Here is a 25329-nt window from a genome sequence, read left to right as displayed (position 1 = left end):
CACCGAACGGCTACGAAGAAAGTAACGGGGGGGGGTGCGCCCGACGGGCCTCACGTAGAGGGAGGGACGACAGGTTCGGCCGAGGCGTCGGCAGTCTGCTCGACTCGGCGAATCTGGAACCTCATGAACTCCGTGTGACGGCGCCCGACCTCCGCCAGGATCGAGTCAATCGTGGTCGCGGGCCCGAGATACTTCTCCAATTCGCGGCTGGCGAGGGCGTCAATACTGCGGTCGTAATCGCTGCCGTAGAGGAACTCGGCCATCGTGAGGTGGTCGGCCATGATGGCGGCCGCTGCGTCGGGGTCGTGGTCACGGATCGCGGTCCAAAGCTGCTCATGCAAGGGCGCCCCTGCGGATTTGACGTGGTGGTCGGAGAGGCTTCGCAGCATGAGTTCGAACACGAGCGGGCTGATCGATCCGTAGATGATGTCGAAGACGGTGTTGTGGCTCGCCTTTATGACCAGCGCATGGAAGGCGAGGTCGAGCTGAGCCTCCTCCAGAACATGCCCGGCTTTGGCGAACTCGTCGAGGCACCATCGCATCGCCCGCACTTCGGAGGAAGTCGCGTGCAGTGCTGCGAGCCGCGCGGACTGCGTCTCGAGCATGAGGCGCACTTCCATCAGTTCGCGAACCGTCGCATCTTTGCGTCGGTAGAGCACGTCGAGGCTGCGCGCCCCGTCGACGGTCTCCGGCGCCTTCACGAACGTCCCTCGTGCGGGCTGGATCTCCACGAGCCCCTGCTCCGATAGCCCCCGCAACACTTCGCGCACGACCGGGCGCGACACGCCGAAGTCCTCAGAGAGGCTGCGCTCGGACGGCAGCTTGGCGCCGGCGGCGAGTCGTCCGGTCACGATGCTGTCGCGCAGGTAGCTCGCGATACCATCACCTGTGGGGATGCTCACTTCGTCGCGCCTCCCAACCCGGCCACGAAGTAGCGCTGGAATGCCAGGAAAAGTATCACCGGCGGCAGCGCGAGGATAATCGCTGCGGCCATGACCTCGGGCCACGGTGTGGAGAACTCACCGAAGAAGCTCGCGATCCCCATACTCGCCACCCAGTCCCCGGAGGCGGTGATGATGAGCCGCGCGAACAGATACTCGTTCCACGCGGAGATGAAGGCGAAGACCGCGGTGGCGACGACCCCCGGTGCGGCGACGGGCAGGACGATTCGGAACAGAACGCCCAAGCGTGTGCAGCCGTCAACTCGCGCGGCCTCGTCCAGCGATTCCGGCACGGTGTCGAAGATCGACTTCAGCATCCAGGTCGCCACCGGCAGGGAGAAGATGAAGTTCGCGATGACCAGACCCTTCAGGTCGCCGACCAACCCCACGTTCACGAACGTCGTGAAGATCGGGATCATTAGCACGATCGCGGGCATCATCTGCGTCGCGAGGGCGAAGTAGGCGGCGATCCCGACCCCGCGACGGGTCCACCGCGACATCGCGTACGCGCCCCAGGCCGCGAAGACGACGGTGAGCAGAGCGCTGCACACCGAGACGATCAGGGTGTTTCGCAGCCACGTGAGGATCGGCCGGGTCTCCCAGACGCTCCCGAACGACTCCAGTGTGGGCTGTGACGGGAACAGTTCCGGCGGGAAGGCGTAGCGGAACCCCGGCGGCTGCAGCGCCTGCACCAGCATCCAGTACACCGGACCGAGGGCGAACAGGAGGAAGACGGCCACCAAGAGCCAGGTCACCACCCCGCCCCGCAGGGCACGGAGCCGGCGCGCGCGGCTCTTGCGCGGCCGGGTTGCGAGGGACTCAGACATCCTTGACCTTCCTCGAGCGGAGATACAGCCAGGCCGGGATCGTGGAGAGCAGGAGCACGATCGTGCCGAGCGCCGCCGCCTGCCCGAAGTCGTAGCGCTCGAACGCCTGCATGTACGCATCAAGCGACAGCACGGTGGTGGCCCCGGCCGGACCGCCTCGTGTCGCCAGGAAGATGACGGTGATATCGGCACCGAGCGCCCACACCGTCATCAGCAGCGCGAGGACCGCGGTGACGGTGCGCAGGCCGGGCAGGGTGATGTGGCGCAGCTGCTGCCACCAGCCCGCACCGTCCAACGCCGCGGCCTCGTAGCGTTCGCGCGGGATGTTTTGCAGCCCCGCGAGCAAGAAGATCGCCGCGAACGGGAACGTGCGCCAGACCTGGATGACGATGACCACCGTGAGCGCCCACGCGGGGTCGTTCAGCCACGCGATGTTCTCCGCGGTGAGGCCGACCAGCCGCAGCAGCTGATTCACGATCCCGAACTGCGCGTCCAGCGCCCAGCGCCACACGAGCACGGCGGGCACGATGGGCAGAGCCCAGGGGACGATGAGCAGCATCCGCACGACCGCGCGGCCGCGGAAGGTGCGATTCAGCAGCAGTGCGACGGAGAGCCCCACGGCCAAGCCGCCGAGCACCGTTCCCAGTGCGAAGACGAGTGTGATGGTGACGGTGCGCCAGAACGATCCGCTCGTCAGCAGCTCGCTGTAGGTCTGAAGACCAACGAAGTCCCCGTCCTCGACGATGCTCCCCTCGAAGAAGCTGCGTCGCACCACTTCCACCGCCGGTACGAGGAACCCGATCGCCAGGACGGCGACGGTCGGCGCGAGGAAGGCATACGGCGAGAACGCCTCCCGCGCTCTGCGGCGCTTCGGCGGCTCGTGGCCGCGGGCCCGCGACGTGTCGACTGTTGTCATTGCTCCACTTCTCGCCTTCGGGTGTGGGTCAGCACGGGGTGGGCGGACGTGCCCGCCCACCCCGCTCGGTCAACCGGCCAGGAGCGCTTCGAGTTCGCTCTGGATGGCCGCGGCCGTGTCCTGCGCACTGGTGCCATTGACCAGCATCGCCTGGAAGGCGTCGCCGATGACGTTCATGACCGACGTGGCCTCGTCGCCGACGCCCCCGGGTGAGTACGACACCGCCGTCTCGGCCGCCGCCACGACGGACTCGAGGTACGGCGCCTCGGTCAGCAGCGCCTGCGGGACCTCGATCGGCACCCCGGGCGGCACGCGCTTGGCCTCGATCGTGAAGTCGAGCAGGTCCTGGTTCACCACGTTCATGATGAACGCGGCCGCCGCATCCTTATTCTTCGCATCCTTGGGCATGGCGAAGAACACGTTCACCGAGACCGTCGGGTTCTCGAACGGCGCCTCCGACAGGGTGAAGTCGGCCGCCGCAGCGGGGTTCGCGTCCTGCGACGCCGGCACCAGGAAGGGCCCGGTCACGACCGTTGCGATCTTGCCGGCCTGGAAGGCGTCGACCACGTCGGCGCTGCTCTGACCGACCGGCAGGAGGCCGTCGTCGTACAGCCCCTTCACGAACTCGAGCGCTTCGACCACCTCATCATCGGTCGCGGTCGGCTCCCCGTCGGTCACGAATGCGCCGCCGAAGCCGGCGACGATAGGCATGAGGTACTGATAGATGTCGACGGGGCTCGCGCCGCCAGTGACCATTGCCGCGCCGAACACGCCGTTCGCGGGGTCGGACACCGCCTCGATGACGGAGCGCCATTCGTCGGGCGTGGTCGGCGGCTCGACGCCGGCGTCCTCGAGGAGCCGCTGGTTGTACACGAACATGCGGGGGTTCGTGAATCCGAGGAGTCCGTACACCTGTCCGTCGACGACGGCGACCTGCTCGGCGTCGATCATGGCCTCCACGTCGACGCCCGCCTCCTCGAGCCAGGGGTTCAGCGGCTCCAGGAGGTCTTGCTGCACCCACTGGTTCATCTGCGGGTCATAGGGCACGACCACGTCGGGGGCTTGTCCCGAGGCCATCTGCGTGTATACCTGCTGGTGGTAGTCGGCGAACGGCACGATCGGCTTGTCGATCGTGAGGCCGGGGTACTCCTCAAGGGTGAGGTCCTCGAGCAGCGTCATGTACTCGGCGTCGGGCCCCGACTCCCAGAGGTGGCTCGGGATGCTCAGTTCCCCACCCACCTCGTCGTCGTCGCCGCCACTCTGCTGCCCGGAGCAGCCGGCGAGAGCTGCGCCTGCCACCGCGACCACCACGAGGGGTGCGACCCGCGCGATTCTTTTTCCTGTCATTTCTTTTCCTTTCTCAACCACGGTGTTGCTAGGAAGGTGCTGCGTCGGCTTCACAGCGCGCTCACTCGACGCGAGACGTCGGGGGCGTTCAGCCGGGGGAGAGGGAGATGCCGAGGCCTGGGGCGCTGCTGATGGTGAGCATCCCGTCGGCGATGGTGGGCAGGCCCTCGACGACCTCGGGGTACCAGGTGCGGAGGAAGGCGCGCACCGACTCCTGGATGACCGCGTTCGGCTGGCTTATCGTGAGATGGCACACCGCGGCGAAGGTCACGGGGCCGGTGCAGTCGTGCGGTGCGATCGGCGTCAGGAAGGCATCGGCAAGGGCCGCCACCCGGCGTGCCTGCGAGAGTCCGCCCGTCCATTGCGCGTCGACGGTCGCGAAGCTGGCGGCGCCGGATTGCAGCAAGGGTAGGAACCCGCGGATGCCGACGGCGGTCTCGCCGATCGCGAGGGGAACGCTGACGTCTTCGCGGAGGCGAGCGAGCGCGTCGATGCCGTCGGCTCGAATCGGGTCCTCCACCCAATACGGGTCGTAATCGGACAGCGCCCGGATGATGCGGGTCGCTGTCGGCCGATTCCACAGCCCGTGCAATTCGACCATCAGCGCCATCTCCGACGCGTCGGCGACCGTGCGGATCTGCTCGATGACGCGGAGCCCCTCGCGCAACTGCGAGCCGCTGATCTCGTTACCGCGCGACTCCTCCGCGAAGCGGTCGAACGGCCAGACTTTCATCCCGGTGATGCCTTCGTCGCGCAGTTCGGCGGTGAGCTCGGCCGGTCGGTGCAGGAACGCGTGGAGGTCTTCGTAGACGCCGGCGGTCTCCAGGCCCCAGTTGCTGGAGTGCTGCCGCGAGGTGGTGCTGACGTACCCCGGGCCGGCGCAGGTGTTGTACACCCGCACGCCGTCGCGCACCGGCCCGCCGAGCAGCTCGGCGACGGGGAGGGACGCGCGCTTGCCCATGAGATCCCACAGGGCGATGTCGATCGCACCGATGGCCCGCGTCTCGACGCCGCCGCCCTGGTAGCCGACGTACGGGTGGGCTACCGCGGCGAACTTCTCCGGGGACAGATCCGCGGAGCCGAGCAGAAGCGGCACGAGCGAGGCATGGATGTAGACCTCTACCGCTTCGGCGGAGTAGTACGCCTCCCCGAGGGCCTCGAGACCATCGTCGGTGCGCAGGCGGACGACGCAGAGGTTGGGCTGGAACGCTGGGCGCAGCGTCTCCACCTCGACAATTCTCACGGTGACTCCCTCGTCAATCTCATGGCTGGTATGGCCAGTAGGCATCGTCCTTCGCCGTATGGCCATCTGTCAAGCGAGATTTCGACAAGTAGTGAAAAGACGCTAATCAAACTGGTAAGACCAGTATTGCGGGTGCCGGTGGCGAATGCCTATGCTCGACGCACCGGCCCCTCGGGGGTCGCGAATGCGAAGGAGCAGACGTGTCACAGAACCTGAGACCGCGAGTCGCGGTCCTCTTGTCGGAGCGAGCGCGGCGCATGGTGCTGCGGGAAAGCGCGGCTCAGCGGTTGGAGGAGCACGCCGAGGTGTCGTGGGCCCCGGCCGATCCGGCGACGTGGGATCTCGATGCCCTCCTCGAGGGAGCGGACGCGGCCGTGACGGGATGGTTCACGCTGCCGATCAGCTCCGACCTGCTCGCCCGGCATGAGAACCTGCGCTTCATCGCGCACACCGCCGGCACCGTGCGGGGACTCCTGCCGCTGGAGGAGATCGGGCCGCGCCTGCGCGTGAGCCAGGCGACGCAGTTCTTCGCTCCGTCCGTCTCCGAGTTCACCCTCATGCAGATCCTCAGCGGCTTGCGCCACCTGCCGGCGCTGGATCGAGAGCTCAAGGGAGGTGCAGCGTTCGATGATTTCGACGGCCGCTATCCCGCCGGCCTGATCGCCTCGCGCACCGCCGGCGTCGTCGGCGCGAGCCGCAGCGGGCAGGCCGTCATCCGGCTCCTGCGGGCCTTCGGCGCGCGGGTGCTGGTCGTGGACCCGACCGTCTCGCCGGAGGTGATCCGCGAATTGGGCGCCGAGCCCGTCGAGCTGCACGAGATGCTGCCGCAGGCCGACATCGTCACGCTGCACGCGCCTCTGCTCGCGGCCACGGAGGGGATGATGGGCGCCGAGCAGTTCGCCCTCATTAAGGACGGCGCGCTGTTCGTGAACAGTGCGCGGGGCGGGCTGGTGGACGATGACGCCCTGTACGCCGAGGTGTCCAGCGGCCGGATCTCGGCGGCCCTCGACGTCTTCGCCGAGGAGCCGCTGCCCCTCGACGACCGCTGGCGGAGCCTGGAGAACGTCATCATCTCGCCCCATCGCGCGGGTTTCACCGTCGAGGCTCACCTCCAGAACGGCGATGCGATGGTCGACGAGATCATCCGCTGGGCGGCAGACGAGCCGCTGTCCTTCGAGATGCCGCCCGACCGTGTCGCCGTGATCGCCTGAGGAGATGACGATGAGTCAGCAACTGCAAGGCCGGGTCGCTCTCGTCACCGGCGCCGCGGTGGGTATCGGGGCCGCGATCGCCCGGCGGCTCGCCGCCGCGGGCGCGGACGTCGCGGTGACGCACTACGGACATGATCCGGGCGCGGTCCTGGACGCCGTGCAGGCGCACGGCGTGCGCGCCGCCGCGTACCGGGTGGACGCTCGTGACAGCGCGGCGGTCGGCGAAGCCGTGGCGGCCGTGCGGGCCGAGTTCGGACGCCTCGACATCTTGGTGAACAACGCCGGCGGCCTGGTCGTCCGACAGGGCGTCGCCGAGGCGAGCGATGCCCACTGGCACCATGTGATCGACCTCAACCTGTCGAGCGCGTTCTATTTCACGCGCGCCTGCGTCCCGCTCCTGGGCGAAGGCGCACGCATCGTGTCGGTCTCGTCCCTGGCGGCGCACAACGGCGGCGGAGCCGGTGCCTTCGCCTACGCGGCGGGCAAGGCGGGGATGCTGGGACTCACCCGCGCACTCGCGAAGGAACTCGCGCCACAAGGCGTCACCGTCAACGCCGTCGCTCCGGGCTTCATCCTCGACACTCCCTTCCACGAGCAGTTCACTCCGCCGGAGGCGCAGGTCGCCGCCGTCGAGGCCACACCCGTCGGTCGGGCAGGATCGCCCGACGACATCGCGGCGGCCGTCGAGTACCTGGTCTCGCCCAATGCGTCCTTCACCACGGGCGTCGTGCTGGACCTCAACGGCGGCACGTACTTCAACTGACAGCCGCTCGATCGCGAGCGAGAGAGGAGAACCGTGACCATTCGAGTCACCGTCTGGAACGAGAACGTCCACGAGAGCACCGAACCGGAGATCTTGTCGATCTACCCGGAGGGCATCCACGGGGCGATCGGAGCCGCTGTGTCCGCGCTGCTCGGCGACGATGTCGAGATACGTCTCGCGACGCTGCAGCAGCCGTCTCACGGACTCGGCGAGGAGGTGCTGGAGAGCACCGACGTGCTCATCTGGTGGTCGCACATCGCGCAGGAAGACGTGACCGACGACGTCGTGAGCCGCGTGTACGAGCGGGTGATGCGGGGCATGGGCTTCATCGCCCTGCACTCCGCGACGAAGTCGAAGATCCTGCGGCGCCTGCTCGGAACGAGCTGCTGCGTGCGATGGCGACATGGCCACGACCGAGAGCTCGTCTGGACCATCAAGCCCGACCACCCCATCGCTCAGGGCCTTCCCGAGGTCTTCGCCGTGGAGCAGCAGGAGATGTTCGGGGAGTTCTTCGACATCCCCGATCCCGACGAACTGGTGTTCCTTAGCACCTTCTCCGGCGGTGAGGTGCTGCGCAGCGGCCTGTGCTACCGCCGGGGGTTCGGGCGCGTGTTCTACTTCAGCCCCGGCGACCAGAGCTATCCCGTGTACCACAATCCGCACATCCAGCGCGTCATCGCCAATGCGGTGCAGTGGGCTGCCCCCGAGCGGGCGTTCGTGACCAGCCCTACCTCAGCCGCAACAGCCCGGAGGGCTGGATCGAGGAAGAGCTCGCGAGGAACGCGTCGTGAAGACGGCCCTGTTCACCAAGCTCTTCGCCGATCGTTCGTCGGAGGTGGTTGCCGATACCGCCGCCGAGCTCGGATTCGACGGCATCGACCTGCTCATCCGCGAGGGCTTCCCCGCGACGCCGGCGGACGCCGCGTCGATCGAGTCCTCCCTACGGCGGTTCGCGCAGTCGCCGACCCCCGTCCTGACCGCCACGACCGACATGACCGACGTCGATCGCTACCCCGTTGATCGCGTCCTCGGAGCGTGCGCGGAGGCCGGCATCCCGACCGTCCGCGTGGGCTACTGGTACTACGACGCCACCGAGCGCTACGCCGCGGTTCTGGAGCGCGCCCGTCGAGAGCTGGCGGCGCTGGCCGAGGTGGCGTCGAGGCGCGGCATCACCCTACTCGTGCAGCTGCACGGCGGCACCATCCATTCCTCCGGCGCGCTCGCGGCTGCGCTCACGGCCGACACCGATCCGGGCGTCGTCGGGACCTACATCGATCCGGGCAACCAGAGCGTCCAGGACGGTCGCGAAGACTGGCGGCTCACGTTCGATCTCCTCGGCGAGCGCCTGCGGTGCGTCGGTGTCAAGAACGGGGGCTGGTCGGCCGGCGGCCTGCGCGAGTCCGGACAGCGCGTCTGGGGATCGGACTGGCTCGGGGTCGCGGACGGCGCTGTCGCCTGGGACGACATCCTGCGGCATCTCCGTGAGCGCGGGTACGGCGGAGTGCTCTCCTTCCACGGGCATTACGACCTCCCCTTCGGCCAGGTGGTCGATCAGACGAGGACCGACCTCGGATTCGTCCGCCGCATCATCGAGGAGGGTCGCTGATGGGTGATCCAGTCGCTGGCAAGGTGGTCCTGGTCGCCGGCGCGACCGGAGGGATGGGCAGCGCGGTCGCGCGCGCCGCGGCGCTCCGAGGAGCGGCCGTGGTCGCCGTCGCGCGCAATGGCGATGCCCTCGCCGACCTCGCCGACGCCGTCACGGCTGAGGGAGGACGGGTGCGCACGCACGTGGCCGCCGCTGCCGATCCCGGTCAGATGCGGGCGGCGGTCGAGGCGGGAGTGCAGGAGTTCGGCCGCATCGATGCCGTCGTGAACGCCGTCGGCGGGAACATCACCGATCGCGCGCTGGAGGTCCTCTCCGAGGCGGGATGGCGCGACGTGCTGGCGGCGAACCTGGATGCCGCATTCTCGCTGACCCAGGCGGCCCTCCCGCTCTTCCGGGCGCAGGGCGACGGCCTCCTGCTGCACATCACGTCCTCGGCGGCGAAGAAGCCCGACCAGTCCGGAGCCGCCTACCAGGCAGCCAAGTCCGGCGTGGTCGGCCTCGCGCACGCGACGATGCAGGAGGAGCGGGAACGCGGCATCCGGGTCAGCGTGCTCTTTCCCGGCTTGACCGACACTCCGCTGGTCGCCAAACGACCCGTCCCCGTGCCCGCGGAGGTCATGGCCCACGCTCTGCATCCCGACGACGTCGCCGATGTCTGCCTGGCGCTGCTCGCGCTCCCGCCACGCGCCTACGTGCCGGAGGTCGAGTTGTACCCGAGCAGGATCTGACATGTCCTCGGACCTGCGGAGGCGCGGCCATGCATGAGGACCGGTGGCCGCGACCACTCCCTCGGCTCCTCCAGGAGACCCCGCTCATCGCGGTGCTGAGGGCGGAGGCGCCAGCGGAGTGCGTCGCCGCCGTCCGGACGCTCGTCGAGGAGGGTATCGGCTGCGTCGAGATGACGCTGACGACACCCGGCGTGCTCGACGCGCTCCCCGCCTTCATCGATGCCCACGGTGACGACGCGGACATCGGGGTGGGCAGCATCGTCGACCCGGATCAGGCGATGCGGGCGCTGGATGCCGGCGCGTCCTTCGTCGTCACGCCCGTGGCGGACGTGGACGTCGTGCGCCTGTGCGTGGAGCGGGGTGTGCCCGTGTTCCCGGGCGCATTAAGCCCCACCGAGATCCACCGCGTGTGGAGCGCAGGCGCTTCCGCCGTCAAGGTGTTTCCCGCGAGCCTGGTCGGCAGCGAGTACCTCGGGCAACTGCGCGGACCCATGCCCGACGTGGAGGTCGTACCCAGCGGCGGCGTGGGCCTCGACGAGGCCGTCGCCTGGATCACCGCCGGCGCACGTGCGGTGAGCGTCGGCGGGCCTCTTCTCGGCGATTCGCTGCGAGGCGGCAATCCGGATGCTCTTCGCGGGCGGGCGCGGGCATTCGTCGCCACCCTTCGCGATGGTCGAGGGCGAGGATGAGCGAACGGGAGGATCGGCTCGACCTCGTGTCCGTCGGCGAGACCATGGGCCTCTTCCGGGCCGAGTCGATTGGTCCGCTCTCCCACTCCCGACAGTTCCACCTCGGGATCGGGGGAGCCGAGAGCAATGTCGCGATCGGCGTGGCCCGGCTCGGCGGGCACACGGGCTGGGTGGGACGGGTCGGCGCGGACGGCGTGGGCGATCTGGTCCTGCGAGAGCTCGCCGCGGAGGGCGTGCGCGTGCACGCGGTGCGTGACCACGGCGCGCCCACGGGTTTGATGCTCAAAGAGCGGCGCTCGTCGGAGACGCAACACGTCTGGTACCACCGCGCGCACAGTGCCGGCGCCGCATTGAGACCCGAGGACCTGCCGCGGGACGCGATCGCGAAGGCACGCGTCCTGCACGTAACAGGTATCACCCCGGCGCTGTCGAAGACCGCGCGGGCGACTGTGGAGGAGGCGATCGCGCTGGCGCGCTCGGGGGGCGCCACCGTGTCGTTCGATGTGAACCACCGCCGGGCGCTGTGGCCGTCGTCGTCGGATGCAGCACGTGCGCTCAGGACCATCGCCGAAGCGGCCGACATCGTCTTCGCAAGTGACGCGGAGGGGGAGCTGCTGACGGGTGAGAACGACGCCCGCCGCCAGGCCGAGCGATTCGCAGCGTGGGGCGCGCGCGAAGCCGTCATCAAGAGGGGATCCGACGGTGCCGCGCTCCTCGCCGACGGCCGCTGGCTAGCGACGCCAGCCCTCAGCATCCAGCCGCTCGACACGGTCGGAGCCGGCGACGCCTTCGTCGCAGGCTACCTCGCCGAGCTACTGGAGGGGCGGACGTTCGAAACGCGGCTGCACACCGCGGTGCGCAGCGGTGCGTTCGCATGTCTGGTGCCCGGCGATTGGGAGGGGATGCCCGGGCGCGCCGAGCTCGAGTTGCTCGACGCCAGCGATCCGGTCACCCGCTGACGACGCGCCCCGCATTCGCCCACGATTCGAATCCGCCGATAGCTGCGCGCCATCGCGTGCGACGTGGATTGCGCCGGGGGCAGCGGGAACGGGCCCGCTACTTCGACGACGACGCCCGCGTAGTGGGCGCCGACATCTACTACCTCGGCCGCGACGGAGACGCAGCGGCCACGGACGAGTTCGAGGAAGCCGGCCACATTGCGACGAACATTCAGAGCGAGCGCGCGGGTCGGCCTGTGGACACACGATCGACCGCCCGAAGCTGACGGCGGATCTCTTCGACTCCATAGGCTAGCTACTGGGCTGACCCGATAGCTCAGCAACTCTGAGCCGCGAAGGGCCGGAAGCCTACCCGGTGCTATGGGCCACGCCGTCCTCGCAAGCGAGCGAGATCAGCAAGCGTCCCCTAGGCCGTGTTGATCAAGTCTGATTTGATCCAGATCAGCGTGGCGGCGAGGCTGACGGCGGCGCGGTAGGTGCGGACGAGCTTGTCGGAGCGCATCGCGATGCCACGCCACTGCTTGAGCCTGTTGAAGCAGCGTTCGACGACGTTGCGGCCCTTGTATCGCTCCTGCTGCTGGTCGCCGAAGTCGATCGGCCGGCCCGGCTTCTTGCGGCGGTGCGCGATCTGATCGTCACGCTCCGGGATGGTCGCGGCGATACCGCGGTCGCGCAGCCATGCCCGGTTCGCCTTCGATGGGTAGCCCTTATCGGCGAGTACCCGGTCGGGGCGGGTGCGGGGCCGGCCCTTCCCGTCGCGGGGCACGCGGATGTCCTCGAGCACGGCGGTCATCATCGTGGTGTCGTTGATGTTCCCGCCGGTGATCATCATCCCCAGCGGCCGGCCGCGACCGTCGCAGACCAGGTGCAGCTTGGTCGTGAGCCCGCCCCGGGAGCGGCCGATCCCGTGATCAGGCGGCTCGAACCACGGATTCTTGTGATTCGGCAGAGCCCCCTGTGTCCCGGGCGAGGGTCGCGCCGTGCTGATGCACACGCGCGATCGTGGAGTCGATCGAGACGACCCAGTCGATCTTCCCGGCAGCGTCAGCCTGCTTCTGCACCTCGGCGAGCAGTCGCTCCCAGGTGCCGTCCTCGGCCCACCGGTTGAACCGCTTGTAGATCGAGTTCCACTTCCCGAACCGATCCGGCACGTCCCGCCACGGCGCCCCGGTCCGGTACTTCCACGCCATCCCCTCAACAGTGAGTCGGTGATCTGTCCACGGCCGCGACCCGGAAAGTGTCAAGGCGGGTGAGACAGATTCCGTCAGGCGGTCTGTATGAGGGCCTCCTGTGAGGGCTGGTTGATCCAGGCGGCCTCGGGCAGCTTGGGCGCCTGGGGTCGGCGGTGGCCGAAGCGCTCGGGACGGGCGGCGTAGGCCGCGTCCAGGGTGGCCTGGCGCTGGGCGCGGACCTGCCCGGCGGTGCCGAAGTGGACGCTGGCGGGGGTGTGCAGCCCGATCCCGCAGTGGCGGTGCTCGTGGTTGTAGTAGGCGAAGAACTGCTCGGCGAACGCGCCGGCGTCGGCCAGGGACCCGAAGCGCTCGGGGAAGACCGGGGCGTACTTCAGCGTCTTGAACGCCGCCTCGCTGTAAGGGTTGTCGTTCGACACGTGCGGGCGGGAGTGCGACCTGGCCACCCCGAGGTCGACGAGCAGCTGAGCGACCGGTTTGGAGGTCATCGAGGTCCCGCGGTCGGCGTGGATCGCCTCCGGCACGCCATGGATGCCCATGGCGTGCTCGAGCAGGTTCTTGGCGATCTCGGCGTCCTCGCGGGCCGCGATGGTCCAGCCCACGACGAACCTGGAGAAGATGTCGAGCACGACGTACAGGTCGTAGTACACGCCCCGCTCCGGCCCCTTGAGCTTTGTGATGTCCCAACTCCACACCTGCCCCGGCGCCGTCGCGACGAGCTCGGGCCGGGTCCGGGGCGGGTGGCTCGCCTGCCGGCGCCGTTCCCCGGCCATGTCGTGCTCGCGCAGGATCCGGTGCATCGTGGACATCGAGCACAGGTAGGTGCCCTCGTCCAGCAGCGTGGCCCAGACCTGGGCGACCGACTTGTCCGCGAACCGCTGGCTGGTCAACACGGCCAGCACGTGGGCCCGCTCGGCGGCGGACAGCTTGTTCGCCGGTGCCGGCCGCGGTGTCCGTGGACGTGGCGGTGGCGGGTTCTTGGCCCGGTAGTGACTGGCGCGGGAGCGACCCAGCAGCGCGCACGCAGCCGCGGTGCCGACGTGCTCGGCCAGCCCGTCGACGGCCGGGTTGATCACCGCGGCGACCGCGGCGGCTTGTCCGCGCTCTCGGAGAGCGTCTCCAAGAGCGCGTGTGCTTTTCCCATCAGGTCCAGCGCCGCCCTGGTCTTGGCCAGCTCGGCCTCGGCCTTCTCCGCCCGGGCCCGTAGCGCCTGCAGCTCCCGCTCGCGCCGGTCCCGCGGCTTGCTGCCCAGCCCGGACAGCGAGCCGGCGGCCGCGGCCTTGCGCCACTCGATGATGTGGGAGGTGTACAGGCCCTCCCGGCGCAGGATCTCCCCACGCCCAGAGCGGTCCGCGGCGTCGTACTCGGCCAGGATCGCCGCTTTGAACTCGGCGGTGAACGTCCGCCTCTTGGGCCGGTCAGCACGAGGAGCCATAGCCCCATCATCGGTGCCGACGTCAGCAACCGTCATCGTCATCTCAGTATTGGTCCGTTCTCGCCCCGTGCAGTGCGAAGGTCAGCAGTGCTGGTGTCTCACCCCATCCTGACGCACAGGGACCTCCCGGTCGCCGTCGGCATCAACGGCTCCATCACGGCCCACACCTCGTCAGAGATCTCCTGTCGCGTCACCGTTCAAGACTTGCCCACCGAGGAACGAAACCTCTTGATCAACACGGCCTAGTGGCGCTCTTCGGCGGATAGAGCCCTTTGCCCGGACCTATCTGGAGTGATTCCAGTGGAGTTGCGGGTGGCGACCGTCGTAGAATCACACCCATGTGATTCGGTCGGCTTGACTCATTGGGGGGCGCTCATGCGGGAAACATCAGACGCAGTCAGTGTCCCCTCGGGGTACCCGACGTCGACCATCTTCATAGATGAAAGCGGCTCGCGTGCCAGCGGGAGCCGGTTCTTCGTGATGGGAGCGATAAAGGTCCGGTCTCCGGGAAGGCTAGCCAGGGCGATGCGGGCTGTGCGCGACAAGACTCGCTTCTCATCTGAGTTCAAGTTCAGTGAGATTACGAGCGGCTCCTTGCCTGCGTACTACGCAGCAGTAGATGCGCTGGCAGAGTCTGATGCTCACATCGTTGCCTCAGTCGTCAATCGCGACCGATTCGACCCGTTCCCCGGAGTAGAGGTGTGGGAGGCACATGCTCACGTGGCCGCGAAGCTGCTTTGCGGTGTCATCAATCGGCGAGAGCTTGTATCCGTAATCCTTGACGATCTGTCAACCCCTGAGACGTTCTCGCTTGACGAGGAGGTTCGTAGGAGGGTGAACGCCAGGTTCAAGAACACCAGCATCGTTAGCGCGCTCTGCGCCGATTCGAAGAGCATGGACTTGTTGCAGCTTGCGGATTTGACGGCGGGTGCGATCGCGTTCGAGCGCCGCAGGAATGCCGGAGAAAGCCGCCGGCCGGGATCGAACCCGAATTCGCCCAAGTCGAAAGTCGCGGCGCGCCTCATGGCCGCGTTCGCTCTCGATAGCCTCGAGGACGTCCGGGTCGGACGCGTGAATATTGCGACGCTGCGCCCTCCGGAGCCCGGAGTAGAGCGCCCGAAGCTTCGAGTCGTCGGGCAGGCCGACTGATTGAATACGCTCAGGTTGTGTGGGTACAATCCACGCAGGGAACGCATGAGCCGCTGGCTCACAGCTGACCCTCTGAGCATGAGCCTCTGGCTCACAGCCAGCTCCGTATTTCGGTTGGTTCCTAATTTTCACGGTGCGCCCACTCCCTCGTTGAGGGATGGGCGCACCGGCGTTTTCGAGTCCTCGCGGATCTGCTGCAGGTAGGGGCTGAGTTCGTCGATCGCGTCGGAGCTGCCCGCGGCGGCCGCGGTGACCTTATCAAGTCCGATCCGGAGCTTCTGCGCTGCGCCGAGCGCCGACCCGGGGCCGTCGATCTTGCCGAACAGCCGCCCCCAGATGTCGGCTGACTGCTGCAGGTTCTCCGCTACGAGCTTCCTCGTCGCGGCCGTGATGCGCTGCGTCGAGTCCTCCAGGGTGTCGGCGTACGCTTCGGCCCCCGATTGTGCTTCCGCGTGGCGCCGCGCCAGCTCGCCGACGGTCTACTTGCTCGGGATGGGAATGCGGCGGGGTGAGGTGCTCGGCGCGCGTTGGTCCGACGTGGATCTCGCCGCAGGCACCGTCACAGTGCGTCGGACGCGAGTGCTCGTCGGCGATCAGGTCGTCACGACGACGCCGAAGTCCGCGCGCTCACGCCGCACGGTGCCGCTCACCCCTGAAGCGCGGCGCGCGCTCGCACCGACCCGGGAGCGTACCCTCGGCTCATCGAACGTCGTGCCCATCGGCGACCACCGCGGAGCGGACGACCGGCTCGTCGCTATCGACGCCGCCGGCGAGCCGATCACACCTTGGGGATTCCGCCGCGAAGTGCTGGCCCTCATGGCGACCGCCGGAGTGCCGGTGATCCGGGTGCACGACATCCGGCACTCGGTCGCGACGATCATGCTCGAGGCGGGGCAGCCGCCGCACGTCGTGGCGCGGATCCTGGGGCACGATCCCGCGGTGCTCATGCGGACGTACCCGCACGTGGGGGACGCCTCAGCAGCGGGTGCGGTAGCTGCCCTGGGGCAGGCCATCGCGGGTGGTTAGTGACAGTCCGCGCGGAACTCGTGACACCGGGGCCGCTCGGTAAGACGGGGAATGCCCGGCAGATTGAGCATCTGACCGGGCATTTTCCGCGTGGAGGGGGTGACGGGAATCGTCCCCACCGCCACTCCACCCGGCGCTGCGCGCCGCGCGGAGCCTCGGGCGGCGTGGGCCCACCCGCACGCTGGATCGGTTCCTACGGCACCAACGCGAATGGCCCGCCGCACCGCCTGGGGCGGCACATCGGGCCATTGGAGGGGGCGACGGGAATCGAACCCGCACAACCAGTTTGGAAGACTGGGACTCTACCATTGAGCTACGCCCCCGCAGCGACCGGAGCCGCAGCATCCGACAGTCTATAGGGCACCGCGGGGGAGCCTCGCACCCGGTGCCAATCGGCGCCTCTGGGAGGTAGGAGAAATCGCCGCGGTAGGACGGATGCCGGGGCAATCGTCCTCCCTCCCGGAGAGTTCCTACGCTCGCAAGATCGTCGGCGCCAGCAACGCCGGCGCGCGCGTCAGCTAGACTTCTGTGGGCCGTCTGTCGCACAGCGCGTGAGAACCCGCCCGGGGCGTAGCTCAGCTTGGTAGAGCGCCCGCTTTGGGAGCGGGAAGTCGCAGGTTCAAATCCTGTCGCCCCGACGTTTCGGCCACACACCCAGACCTTCACCGCACAGTGTTGCGGTGCAGCACGAGGAGAACAACACAGGCATGGTCACCAGCACTGTCGAGAAGCTCAGCCCGACCCGCGTCAAGCTGCTGCTCTCGGTTACCCCCGACGAACTCAAGCCGAGCATCGCGCACGCTTACGAGCACATCGCGAAGGATGTTCAGATCCCCGGCTTCCGCAAGGGCAAGGTGCCCGCTCCCATCATCGACCAGCGAATCGGTCGCGGTGCCGTGCTCGAGCACGCCGTCAACGACGGCCTCGACCGCTTCTACCGCGAGGCCGTGGAGGCGCAGGAGCTGCGCGTCATCGGTCGGCCGAGCGCTGACATCACCGAGTGGCCCAACGAGAAGGACTTCTCGGGTGACCTGAAGGTTGAGATCGAGGTCGACGTCCGGCCCGAGGTCACTCTTCCCGCCCTCGAAAGCCTCACCGTCGAGATCGAGGCCGCAGAGGTCGACGACGCTGCGGTGGATGCCGAGCTCGACAAGCTGCGCGCCCGCTTCGGCACCCTCATCACGGTCGACCGCCCGGCGACGGCCGGCGACTTCGTCGAGCTCGATCTCGTCGCGACGATCGAAGGCGCCGAGATCGACCGCGCCGAAGGCGTGTCGTACGAGGTGGGTTCGGGCGAGCTGCTCGAAGGCATCGACGAGGCGATCGATTCGCTCACCGCCGGTGAAGACACGACCTTCCGCTCCAAGCTCGTCGGTGGCGAGCACGCCGGTGAAGAGGCCGAGGTCGCTGTCACCGTGACCAGTGTCAAGGAGCGCGAGCTGCCCGAGGCAGACGACGACTTCGCGCAGATCGCGAGCGAGTTCGACACGATCGCCGAACTGCGTGAGAGCCTCCGCTTCAACGCTGCTCAGCAGTCCGGACTTCAGCAGTCCTCGGCCGCCCGCGACAAGCTCATCGAGATTCTGCTGGAGCAGGTCGAGATCCCGGTGCCCGCCGGTCTCATCGAGGATGAGGTGCACCAGCACCTCGAGGGTGAGGGTCGTCTTGAGGATGACGAGCACCGCGCTGAGGTGACGGAGGCTTCCGAGAAGCAGTTCCGCACGCAGATGATCCTCGACAAGCTCACGGAGACCTACGACGTTCAGGTCTCGCAGGACGAGCTCACGCAGTACCTGATCCAGTCGGCAGCTCAGTACGGCATGTCGCCGCAGGACTTCGTGAACGCCATCCAGCAGGGCAACCAGCTTCCCGCGATGGTCGGCGAGGTCGCCCGGAGCAAGGCTCTGGTTCACGCCCTGCGCGAGGTGAAGATCGTCGACACGACCGGTTCCGCCGTCGACCTGTCGGCTCACCTTGTGGTGCCCGACGACGAGGCTGAGGCTGAGGAAGAGGTCGTCGAAGAGGCGCAGGACATCGCGGATGCCGCCGCCGACGCCGACGAGATCATCGAGGCCGAAGAGAAGCCGGCTCCCAAGAAGCGCGCCCCGCGCAAGTCGACCAAGACCGACGCGGAGTAAGACCACAACGACGCAAGGGCGGATGCTGCACTGAGCAGCATCCGCCCTTGCGCGTCGCTGCAGGAGGAGATGCGTGGATACCTGGGAAGAGCGGATCGCGGCGATCTGGGCAGATGAGGATCTCACCGACGATGCGCGCATCCGCTCGATCGACGCCGTTGCCGCCGAGCGTCCCGCCGATGATGCGCTCGCGCTGTTCGAGCGTGCAGGAGCCCGAGATGCCGCCGGTCGCGAGAGCGAGGCAGAGCCGCTCTACCGTGCAGCGATCGCCGCAGGTCTGCCCGAGTCGGTCCGAGCTCAGGCTGCGATCCAGCTCGCCAGCACACTTCGCAATCTCGGGCGTGCCATTGAGGCAGTCGACCTTCTTCGTGTTGAGTACGACCGGTCTCCCCAAACCGACCTGCGAGATGAAGTGGCCGCGTTCTACGCGCTCGCGCTGGCATCCGATGGTCGCCCGGATGCCGCGGCTTCTGTGGCCCTTACCGCCCTCGCACCGCATCTGACCCGGTACCGCCGGTCGGTCGAGGCCTATGCCCGGGAGCTCCACCGCGAACGATCTGCCCACGGCGAACACGAGCGGGAGGCTGCAGCCCCGCCGGTAGATTCGATCTCACGCAACGAACACGGGAGCACACATGGCTGAACCACTGGTCGCGACGAGCGTCTTCGACAGGCTGCTGAGAGACCGCATCATCTGGCTGGGGTCGGAGGTGCGCGACGAGAACGCGAACGAGATCTGCGCGAAGATCCTGCTTCTCGCTGCGGAGGACTCGCAGAAAGACATCTACCTCTACATCAACTCGCCCGGCGGTTCGATCACCGCGGGTATGGCCATCTACGACACGATGCAGTTCGTTCCCAACGACATCGTCACCGTCGGAATCGGCATGGCCGCATCGATGGGTCAGCTGCTGCTGACCAGCGGTACCAAGGGGAAGCGCTACATCACGCCGAACGCTCGCGTGCTGCTGCACCAGCCGCACGGCGGCTTCGGTGGAACTGCCTCCGACATCCAGACGCAGGCGCAGCTCATCATCTCGATGAAGAACCGTCTCGCCGAGATCACCGCGGCGCAGACCGGCAAGTCCGTCGAGCAGATCAACGAGGACGGCGACCGGGACCGCTGGTTCACGGCCGACGAGGCCCTTGAGTACGGCTTCGTCGACCACATCCGCGAGCACGCGGCGGACGTCGCCGGTGGCGGCGGCACGGACGTGAAGTAGACGACGGCGCGAGCGCAGAAGAGAGAGAACGCATGAACACCCCGAACCTTCACGTCCCGCAGGCGTCGCCCAATGCCCTGCAGATGCCCGGTAGCCGCTATGTCCTCCCGCAGTTCGAGGAGCGCACGGCCTACGGGTACAAGCGTCAGGACCCCTACAACAAGCTGTTCGAAGACCGCGTCATCTTCCTGGGTGTCCAGGTCGACGACGCGTCGGCAGACGACGTCATGGCGCAGCTGCTCGTGCTCGAGTCGCAGGATCCCGACCGCGACATCATCATGTACATCAACTCGCCCGGTGGCTCCTTCACCGCGATGACCGCGATCTACGACACGATGCAGTACGTATCGCCGCAGATCCAGACTGTGGTTCTCGGTCAGGCCGCCTCGGCTGCTGCCGTTCTGTTGGCTGCCGGCGCCCCCGGCAAGCGCCTCGCGCTGCCCAACGCCCGCATCCTCATCCACCAGCCCGCGATGGGCGAGGCAGGCCACGGTCAGGCATCCGACATCGAGATCCAGGCCGCCGAGATCCTGCGTATGCGGACGTGGCTCGAGCAGACGCTCGCGCACCACTCGCACCGCAGCGCGGAAGAGGTCAATCGCGACATCGACCGCGACAAGATCCTCTCCGCCGAGGAGGCCATGACCTACGGTCTGGTCGACCAGGTCCTGACGACGCGCAAGCGCCAGCCTGCGTCCCCCGCGAAGTAACCACACACGACCGGCCCCGGCATCCGTTGGAAGAAACGGATGTCGGGGCCGGTCTGTTGAGACGGGCCAGCCAATCCCGCCGGATGTCGCCGGGCTCGGTTAGGCTCGGACCACAGCCGCCCGGAACGAGGAGGACCCCTGATGGCACGCATCGGTGAGAGCGCTGATCTGTTCAAGTGCTCTTTCTGCGGTAAGAGCCAGAAGCAGGTGCAGCAGCTCATCGCCGGTCCCGGCGTGTACATCTGCGACGAGTGCGTCGAACTCTGCAACGAGATCATCGAAGAACGCATGGCCGAGTCCGGTGACGGAGTCGTCGCCGATTTCGATCTGCCGAAGCCCCGCGAGATCTTCGCGTTCCTCGAGGAGTACGTCGTCGGGCAAGAGCCGGCCAAGCGCGCGCTGTCGGTCGCGGTCTACAACCACTACAAGCGCGTTCGCGCGCACTCGACGCTGCAGCCCGCGGAGCAGCGCGCTGAAGACATCGAGATCGCCAAGAGCAACATCCTGCTGCTGGGCCCCACCGGTTGCGGCAAGACCTACCTCGCCCAGACCCTCGCGAAGCGCCTCAATGTGCCGTTCGCGGTCGCCGACGCAACAGCTCTGACCGAGGCCGGCTACGTCGGCGAGGACGTCGAGAACATCCTGCTGAAACTGTTGCAGGCAGCCGACTTCGACACCAAGCGCGCCGAGACCGGCATCATCTACATCGACGAGGTCGACAAGATCGCCCGCAAGGCTGAGAACCCATCCATCACCCGGGATGTCTCGGGCGAGGGCGTGCAGCAGGCGCTCCTGAAGATCCTCGAGGGCACGGTCGCCTCCGTTCCGCCCCAGGGCGGGCGGAAGCATCCGCATCAGGAGTTCATTCAGATCGACACGACCAACGTGCTGTTCATCGTCGCCGGTGCGTTTGCTGGGCTGGAAGACATCATCTCGTCGCGCGTCGGCAAGCACGGTGTCGGTTTCGGGGCGCCGCTGCACACGAAGGGTGACGACCTCAGCCTGTTCAGCGAGGTTCAGCCCGAGGACCTGCACAAGTTTGGACTGATCCCCGAGTTCATCGGTCGACTCCCCGTTGTCGCCTCGGTGTCACCGCTTGATCGCGAGGCGCTCATCGAGATCTTGACCGCACCGAAGAACGCGCTGGTCAAGCAGTACGAGCGCATGTTCGAAATCGACGGAGTCGGCTTGGAGTTCGACGACGAGGCGCTCGTCGCGATCGCGGATCTCGCTGTAGCGCGAAAGACCGGTGCGCGAGGGCTGAGAGCCATCCTTGAGGATGTGCTCGGACCCATCATGTTCGAGATTCCCTCGGCCGAGAACGTCGACAAGGTCATCGTCACGCGCGCCGCAGTAGAAGATGGTGCAGCGCCGACGCTCGTCCTCCGCCAGGCACGTAAGTCCGCCTAGCAGGATCCGGCTTCGGCGAACTGCGCCCGGATACCTGCAACCTGGCGACACGGGTCGCGGACTCAGGGCGCCGCGCTCAGGCGGGCACGCGATCCGCGCCGTGAACGAGCCGCCCATCCCGCATGTGCACGATTTCGTGCATGGCCGGGGCGAGAGACAGGTCGTGGGTGACCAGGAGCGTCGCTGTCTGGCGCTGCGTCGTCAGCTGCACGATCAGATCCATGATCTGCTTTCCGCGCTCCTGATCGAGCGCGCTCGTCGGCTCGTCCACGACCAGCGCCGCAGGATCGTTCACGAGTGCCCGTGCGATGTTCACACGTTGACGCTGTCCGCCAGAGAGCTGGTGTGGGCGCTTATGCGCGTGCTCTGCCATCCCGACGGCGTCCAGGAGCGCTCGTGCCTTCTCGATAACCGACTCGCCGCGCCGCGCACCGCCCAGATGGTCCATCACGACGAGTTGCTCCAGCGCGGTGAGAGACGGCACCAGATTCGCCTGCTGGAAGACGATACCGATCCGCTCGCGTCGTAGCGTCGCAGCGCCCCGCGCATTCAGCGACGTCGCATCGACACCGTCGATGACAGCCCTCCCAGCGTCGGGCTTGATGAGCGCCGCCGTGACGGCCAGGAGGCTCGACTTTCCCGAACCGGAGGGGCCGGTCAGTCCGGTCACTGTGCCGCGGGCAACCGTGAGGCTGACATCGTCCACGGCCCGGACTCGCCCGGCGCCGTCGGGGAAGGTCAGTGTGACGTTGGTCAGTTCGATCATCGGTTGCTCCCCAGGGCTGTCAGCGGGTCGGCGGTCGTAATGGTGCGCAGCGAGAACCCCGCTCCGACGAGTCCGAGGACGATCAAGAGCACAGCAGGGACCACGGTGGTCAGGGGATTCAGAAGGAAGGGGAGCGCGTCGCCGAGCGCCAGCGCGGCCGCGACAACGACAGCCATGCCGAGAACGGTGCCAGCTGCGAGAATCACGGCGGCTTGGCCGAGCGCATCGCGCACGAGTGCGCGATTGGTGGCCCCCAGGGCTTTGAGGATCGCGACGTCGCCGCGTCGCTGCATCGTCCAGACCGCAAAGAACGATCCGACAACGAGAGCTGAGATTCCAAACAGCAGCGCGATGATCAGCGCCAGCGATCCGATCTCGGAGCGGAACGCGGGCAGGCTGGTAAGCGACGCGAGGACCGAACTGGAGACGGTCGTCGCTGTCGCATCCACGCCGGCAGCGTCTGCGACGTCCCCGGTGACGAGGAGCGCTGTGGCGAAGGCTCCCGGCGTCCCGAGCATCGCTGCCAGCGACTGCCAGTCCGAGAGCGTCGTGTAGACGACGGGGGTATGGCTGTACCAGTCGTCCGCGGTGATCGAGGTGACCGCGAAATCGGTGCCGGCGATCGTGACGGTGTCTCCGGGGTCAGCACTGAGCGCACGCGCGGCGCCGGAGGAGAGCACGATCTGTCCGTCAGCGGTCGGCGCTGCGGGCAGAGCCCCGCCGAAGACGGCGACGGCTTCGCGAGCGTCCGCCGTCTCGGCGCGCGCCTGGCTGATGCCCAACGGTGTGACCGTTGTCACTCCGGCGGCGTCCTGCCACTGCGCTTCTTGCTGCGCAGTGATCGCCGAATCCGCGTACGACGGTGTCGCCCCCGGCGAACTGGGGCCCAGCACAACGCGATCGGCCGAGAGTCCGACGACGCCCGAGACGTTTTGCCACGCCAGCCCGCCGGTCAGTCCGCTGAGGAAACCGACGAGGATGGTGATGAGGGCGACGACCGCTCCGATCAAGACAAAGCGGCCTCGGGCAAAACGGAGATCCCGCCAAGCGACAAACATGAGCGACCTTTCACGGTGGATGATGACTCCAGCCTCGCTGTCACGGGGGCAGCGGACATCGGTCGAGCGGAGGGAATCGGCGCGCCCTGGAAGAGTGAGGGAGTTCTCCTCCTTTCGGTGGACGACACCGCCGCGATGCACGCGTACGCTGGAGCGGCTATGGCTGTCGTGCACCCGCCCGTCAACCCGATCGTGGTCGGACTCCAGGTCGGGCTTCAGGCGCTCTTTGCCGGGCTCCTCGTGTTCACAACAGTCGCGGGCTTCCTGAGCGCAGGAGCGTCGGCGATCTGGATTCTCGCGCTCTGCGCCGTCATGGCCGTGACCTACCTGGCTGTGCTGTTGAGTCACGCGCGTCCACGCGGGCGGGTGCTGATTCTCCGCTACGCGTTTCTCACTGCGTTGACCGCGGAATGGGCCGTGCTGGTATGGCTCACGCCCTTCGCGGCCTACCTGGTGTTCCCGCTCTTCTTCCTGTACCTCGACCTCCTTCCCGACCCATGGGGCCCGGTGGCCGTCGTGGTTGCGACCTTGGTGACGATCATGGTGCTCGGACTGCACGGAGAGTGGACGGTGGGGGGCGTTCTCGGTCCCTTGGTCGGAGCCGGAGTCGCCGTTCTGATCGGCCGCGCGTACCGCGCTCTGCGACGTGAGAGCGCCGAGTACGAGCGGCTCTATACCGAGCTGCTCGCCACCCAGCAGTTGCTCTCTTCCGCGGAGCGCCGTGCTGGAGCGATGGCTGAGCGAGAGCGGCTAGCCCGCGACATTCACGACACTGTCGCGCAGAGTCTGTCGAGCATCACGCTGCTGCTCGGGGCCGTCGAACGACGTCAGCCGGATGGCCCCGGTGCGGCAGAGATCCGTCTTGCCCGCGAGAGTGCGCAGGCAAGTCTCGTCGAGACGAGATCACTGATCTCGGGTCTGACGCCGCCTGCGCTGGCCGATCGCTCGCTCGCTGCTGCGTTGCGCAGACTCGCCGAAGAGACCTGGAACGAGGGGGACCTTCACGTGGATGTGCGGGCCTCCGACTCGCTCGCGCTGCCGATGCAGATTCAGACCGCGTTGTTCCGGGTTGCCCAGGGTGCCTTGGCCAACGTGGCGCAGCATTCCCAAGCCCGCACCGTTGCCCTCGAGCTCACGGAGACCGAGGCTGCCGTGTCCTTACGCATCAGCGATGATGGCGTCGGTTTCGACGCCACTCGCGTGGAGTCGCTGCCCGGGCGGTCCGACTCCTTCGGGTTGCGCGCGACACGCGAACGGGCCGAACAGCTCGGCGGGAAGCTGACTCTGGTGACCGCGCCGGGCGAGGGGACATCAGTGCTGGTGACGGTGCCGAAGGAACTCGCGCGATGACGGTGCGCGTCGTCATCGCCGACGACCATCCCGTGGTCCGCGCGGGTCTTCGGGCGCTTCTGGCGACAGAGGCCGAACTCGAGGTTGTCGCTGACGCAGGAACGCCGGAGGATGCCGTGGTCATGGCCACGGAGCATTCTGCTGACGTCGTCTTGATGGATCTCCAATTCGGCGGCACATCGACCGGCGTCGACGCGACACGCGCGATCCGCTCGCTGCCCAGACCGCCCGCCGTCCTTGTGCTCACCAACTACGACACGGATGCCGACATCCTCGCCGCCGTCGAAGCCGGTGCGCGTGGGTACTTGCTGAAGGATGCCCCGCCCGAGGAGCTTCTCGCTGCTGTACGCGCAGCGGCGGCGGGGGAAAGCGCCCTCGCTCCGACGATCGCGGGGAGGCTCCTCGAACGCATTCGTGCGCCGAGGCCGACGTTGACCGCACGGGAACTCGACGTCCTCTCGTGGGCTGCCGAGGGGTTGTCGAACGCGGCCATCGCCGCCGAGCTCTTCGTCACCGAGGCGACCGTCAAGACCCACCTGGGTCACGTCTACGAGAAGCTGGGGGTCTCGTCGCGGAGTGCTGCAGTGGCCGCGGCGCGAGCGCAGGGATTGGTGCGGTGACCCGGAGTTCCTGATCACCCGGCC

General features: G+C 67.7%; 24 protein-coding genes, 2 tRNA genes and 1 pseudogene. 17 read left to right on the top strand and 10 right to left on the bottom strand.

Annotated features, from left to right (window positions below; genetic code table 11):
- Positions 1-50 precede the first annotated feature (50 nt).
- The 5 genes from IT882_RS08710 to IT882_RS08690 form a co-directional block, all read right to left on the bottom strand.
- Entirely contained in the window at positions 51-902 is an 852-nt protein-coding gene (locus IT882_RS08710) for a FadR/GntR family transcriptional regulator (RefSeq protein WP_195691565.1), read from the bottom strand.
- Positions 899-1768 carry a carbohydrate ABC transporter permease gene (locus IT882_RS08705; protein ID WP_195691564.1) on the bottom strand — a complete coding sequence of 290 codons (870 nt, stop codon included), beginning with the start codon at positions 1766-1768 and terminating at the stop codon, positions 899-901. Before IT882_RS08705 ends, IT882_RS08710 begins: the two co-directional genes overlap by 4 nt.
- Positions 1761-2684 carry a carbohydrate ABC transporter permease gene (locus IT882_RS08700; RefSeq protein ID WP_195691563.1) on the bottom strand — a complete coding sequence of 308 codons (924 nt, stop codon included), beginning with the start codon at positions 2682-2684 and terminating at the stop codon, positions 1761-1763. Before IT882_RS08700 ends, IT882_RS08705 begins: the two co-directional genes overlap by 8 nt.
- A gap of 69 nt (positions 2685-2753) precedes the next feature.
- A complete protein-coding gene (locus tag IT882_RS08695; RefSeq protein ID WP_195691562.1) occupies positions 2754-4031 on the bottom strand; it encodes an ABC transporter substrate-binding protein in 1278 nt (425 codons plus the stop codon).
- A gap of 88 nt (positions 4032-4119) precedes the next feature.
- On the bottom strand, positions 4120-5274 hold the full coding sequence (locus IT882_RS08690; RefSeq protein WP_195691561.1) for a mandelate racemase/muconate lactonizing enzyme family protein: 1155 nt from the start codon (positions 5272-5274) through the stop codon (positions 4120-4122).
- Positions 5275-5474: 200 nt separating this feature from the next.
- Here IT882_RS08690 and IT882_RS08685 point away from each other — a divergent pair, with 200 nt between their 5' ends.
- The 7 genes and pseudogenes from IT882_RS08685 to IT882_RS08655 all read left to right on the top strand — a co-directional run bounded on the left by IT882_RS08685 (position 5475) and on the right by IT882_RS08655 (position 11230).
- A complete protein-coding gene (locus IT882_RS08685; RefSeq protein ID WP_195691560.1) occupies positions 5475-6485 on the top strand; it encodes a hydroxyacid dehydrogenase in 1011 nt (336 codons plus the stop codon).
- 10 nt (positions 6486-6495) lie between these two features.
- On the top strand, positions 6496-7248 hold the full coding sequence (locus IT882_RS08680; protein ID WP_195691559.1) for an SDR family NAD(P)-dependent oxidoreductase: 753 nt from the start codon (positions 6496-6498) through the stop codon (positions 7246-7248).
- A 33-nt stretch (positions 7249-7281) separates the two neighbouring features.
- Positions 7282-8268 carry a ThuA domain-containing protein gene (locus IT882_RS08675; protein WP_418887742.1) on the top strand — a complete coding sequence of 329 codons (987 nt, stop codon included), beginning with the start codon at positions 7282-7284 and terminating at the stop codon, positions 8266-8268.
- Positions 8153-8854: pseudogene (locus IT882_RS08670) on the top strand (sugar phosphate isomerase/epimerase family protein); the annotation flags it as partial. The gene IT882_RS08675 and the pseudogene IT882_RS08670, both read left to right, overlap by 116 nt.
- The gene (locus tag IT882_RS08665) at positions 8854-9582 is read left to right on the top strand and encodes an SDR family oxidoreductase (protein WP_195691557.1); all 729 of its coding nucleotides are present in this window, start codon (positions 8854-8856) and stop codon (positions 9580-9582) included. The pseudogene IT882_RS08670 and the gene IT882_RS08665, both read left to right, overlap by 1 nt.
- A 29-nt stretch (positions 9583-9611) precedes the next feature.
- The gene (locus tag IT882_RS08660) at positions 9612-10271 is read left to right on the top strand and encodes a bifunctional 4-hydroxy-2-oxoglutarate aldolase/2-dehydro-3-deoxy-phosphogluconate aldolase (protein WP_195691556.1); all 660 of its coding nucleotides are present in this window, start codon (positions 9612-9614) and stop codon (positions 10269-10271) included.
- On the top strand, positions 10268-11230 hold the full coding sequence (locus IT882_RS08655; RefSeq protein ID WP_195691555.1) for a sugar kinase: 963 nt from the start codon (positions 10268-10270) through the stop codon (positions 11228-11230). Before IT882_RS08660 ends, IT882_RS08655 begins: the two co-directional genes overlap by 4 nt.
- Before the next feature lie 406 nt (positions 11231-11636).
- Here IT882_RS08655 and IT882_RS08650 read toward each other — a convergent pair.
- Both IT882_RS08650 and IT882_RS08645 read right to left on the bottom strand, forming a co-directional pair.
- A protein-coding gene (locus IT882_RS08650) for an IS5 family transposase (protein WP_418887789.1) occupies positions 11637-12540 on the bottom strand; the annotation gives its coding sequence in 2 pieces (ribosomal slippage) (positions 11637-12173 and positions 12175-12540; 903 coding nt in all).
- A protein-coding gene (locus tag IT882_RS08645; protein ID WP_370428832.1) for an IS3 family transposase occupies positions 12495-13891 on the bottom strand; the annotation gives its coding sequence in 2 pieces (ribosomal slippage) (positions 12495-13555 and positions 13555-13891; 1398 coding nt in all). Before IT882_RS08645 ends, IT882_RS08650 begins: the two co-directional genes overlap by 46 nt.
- 339 nt (positions 13892-14230) lie before the next feature.
- Here IT882_RS08645 and IT882_RS08635 point away from each other — a divergent pair.
- Entirely contained in the window at positions 14231-15004 is a 774-nt protein-coding gene (locus tag IT882_RS08635) for a DUF3800 domain-containing protein (protein WP_195691554.1), read from the top strand.
- A gap of 336 nt (positions 15005-15340) precedes the next feature.
- A complete protein-coding gene (locus IT882_RS08630; protein WP_324253862.1) occupies positions 15341-16030 on the top strand; it encodes a site-specific integrase in 690 nt (229 codons plus the stop codon).
- A 249-nt stretch (positions 16031-16279) separates the two neighbouring features.
- On the opposite strand, the gene IT882_RS08625 is transcribed toward IT882_RS08630, so the two are convergent.
- Positions 16280-16353: transfer RNA gene (locus IT882_RS08625), tRNA-Gly, on the bottom strand.
- Between the two features lie 241 nt (positions 16354-16594).
- Between IT882_RS08625 and IT882_RS08620 the strand changes: the two genes are divergently transcribed.
- From IT882_RS08620 to clpX, 6 genes are all read left to right on the top strand, one after another.
- A tRNA-Pro gene (locus tag IT882_RS08620) sits at positions 16595-16668 on the top strand.
- Between the two features lie 69 nt (positions 16669-16737).
- Positions 16738-18168 (top strand): trigger factor, encoded by a 1431-nt coding sequence (tig, locus tag IT882_RS08615; RefSeq protein WP_195694227.1) that lies wholly within the window; start codon positions 16738-16740, stop codon positions 18166-18168.
- 73 nt (positions 18169-18241) lie between these two features.
- The gene (locus tag IT882_RS08610; protein WP_195691552.1) at positions 18242-18811 is read left to right on the top strand and encodes a tetratricopeptide repeat protein; all 570 of its coding nucleotides are present in this window, start codon (positions 18242-18244) and stop codon (positions 18809-18811) included.
- Positions 18804-19391: an ATP-dependent Clp protease proteolytic subunit gene (locus IT882_RS08605; RefSeq protein WP_195691551.1), complete on the top strand. Its 588-nt coding sequence runs from the start codon at positions 18804-18806 to the stop codon at positions 19389-19391. Before IT882_RS08610 ends, IT882_RS08605 begins: the two co-directional genes overlap by 8 nt.
- Positions 19392-19423: 32 nt before the next feature.
- Entirely contained in the window at positions 19424-20101 is a 678-nt protein-coding gene (locus tag IT882_RS08600) for an ATP-dependent Clp protease proteolytic subunit (RefSeq protein WP_229382006.1), read from the top strand.
- Between the two features lie 141 nt (positions 20102-20242).
- Entirely contained in the window at positions 20243-21511 is a 1269-nt protein-coding gene (clpX, locus tag IT882_RS08595; protein ID WP_195691550.1) for an ATP-dependent Clp protease ATP-binding subunit ClpX, read from the top strand.
- Positions 21512-21587: 76 nt separating this feature from the next.
- Here clpX and IT882_RS08590 read toward each other — a convergent pair whose 3' ends face one another.
- Both IT882_RS08590 and IT882_RS08585 read right to left on the bottom strand, forming a co-directional pair.
- Positions 21588-22277, bottom strand: a complete 690-nt coding sequence (locus IT882_RS08590; protein ID WP_195691549.1) for an ABC transporter ATP-binding protein — start codon at positions 22275-22277, stop codon at positions 21588-21590.
- Entirely contained in the window at positions 22274-23335 is a 1062-nt protein-coding gene (locus IT882_RS08585) for an ABC transporter permease (RefSeq protein ID WP_195691548.1), read from the bottom strand. Before IT882_RS08585 ends, IT882_RS08590 begins: the two co-directional genes overlap by 4 nt.
- Before the next feature lie 117 nt (positions 23336-23452).
- On the opposite strand from IT882_RS08585, the gene IT882_RS08580 reads away from it, so the two are divergent.
- Together IT882_RS08580 and IT882_RS08575 are read left to right on the top strand one after the other, a co-directional pair.
- The gene (locus tag IT882_RS08580) at positions 23453-24685 is read left to right on the top strand and encodes a sensor histidine kinase (protein ID WP_229382005.1); all 1233 of its coding nucleotides are present in this window, start codon (positions 23453-23455) and stop codon (positions 24683-24685) included.
- Complete coding sequence (locus tag IT882_RS08575) at positions 24682-25305, top strand: response regulator (RefSeq protein WP_195691547.1); 624 nt, start codon at positions 24682-24684, stop codon at positions 25303-25305. Before IT882_RS08580 ends, IT882_RS08575 begins: the two co-directional genes overlap by 4 nt.
- Positions 25306-25329: the final 24 nt, after the last annotated feature.

It is taken from the genome of Microbacterium schleiferi (assembly GCF_015565955.1).
GTDB classification, from domain to species: domain Bacteria; phylum Actinomycetota; class Actinomycetes; order Actinomycetales; family Microbacteriaceae; genus Microbacterium; species Microbacterium schleiferi_A.
The sequence above is the reverse complement of the archived record's forward strand: the minus strand, read 5'-3'. Positions and strand labels throughout refer to the sequence as shown.

Bases quoted from the DNA above. Each gene is read 5' to 3' on its own strand.
- IT882_RS08705 (WP_195691564.1), bottom strand. From the start codon at position 1,768: ATGTCTGAGTCCCTCGCAACCCGGCCGCGCAAGAGCCGCGCGCGCCGG.
- IT882_RS08700 (WP_195691563.1), bottom strand. From the start codon at position 2,684: ATGACAACAGTCGACACGTCGCGGGCCCGCGGCCACGAGCCGCCGAAG.
- IT882_RS08695 (WP_195691562.1), bottom strand. From the start codon at position 4,031: ATGACAGGAAAAAGAATCGCGCGGGTCGCACCCCTCGTGGTGGTCGCG.
- IT882_RS08680 (WP_195691559.1), top strand. From the start codon at position 6,496: ATGAGTCAGCAACTGCAAGGCCGGGTCGCTCTCGTCACCGGCGCCGCG.
- IT882_RS08665 (WP_195691557.1), top strand. From the start codon at position 8,854: ATGGGTGATCCAGTCGCTGGCAAGGTGGTCCTGGTCGCCGGCGCGACC.
- IT882_RS08660 (WP_195691556.1), top strand. From the start codon at position 9,612: ATGCATGAGGACCGGTGGCCGCGACCACTCCCTCGGCTCCTCCAGGAG.
- IT882_RS08655 (WP_195691555.1), top strand. From the start codon at position 10,268: ATGAGCGAACGGGAGGATCGGCTCGACCTCGTGTCCGTCGGCGAGACC.
- IT882_RS08635 (WP_195691554.1), top strand. From the start codon at position 14,231: ATGCGGGAAACATCAGACGCAGTCAGTGTCCCCTCGGGGTACCCGACG.
- IT882_RS08630 (WP_324253862.1), top strand. From the start codon at position 15,341: ATGTCGGCTGACTGCTGCAGGTTCTCCGCTACGAGCTTCCTCGTCGCG.
- tig (WP_195694227.1), top strand. From the start codon at position 16,738: ATGGTCACCAGCACTGTCGAGAAGCTCAGCCCGACCCGCGTCAAGCTG.
- IT882_RS08605 (WP_195691551.1), top strand. From the start codon at position 18,804: ATGGCTGAACCACTGGTCGCGACGAGCGTCTTCGACAGGCTGCTGAGA.
- IT882_RS08600 (WP_229382006.1), top strand. From the start codon at position 19,424: ATGAACACCCCGAACCTTCACGTCCCGCAGGCGTCGCCCAATGCCCTG.
- clpX (WP_195691550.1), top strand. From the start codon at position 20,243: ATGGCACGCATCGGTGAGAGCGCTGATCTGTTCAAGTGCTCTTTCTGC.
- IT882_RS08590 (WP_195691549.1), bottom strand. From the start codon at position 22,277: ATGATCGAACTGACCAACGTCACACTGACCTTCCCCGACGGCGCCGGG.
- IT882_RS08585 (WP_195691548.1), bottom strand. From the start codon at position 23,335: ATGTTTGTCGCTTGGCGGGATCTCCGTTTTGCCCGAGGCCGCTTTGTC.
- IT882_RS08575 (WP_195691547.1), top strand. From the start codon at position 24,682: ATGACGGTGCGCGTCGTCATCGCCGACGACCATCCCGTGGTCCGCGCG.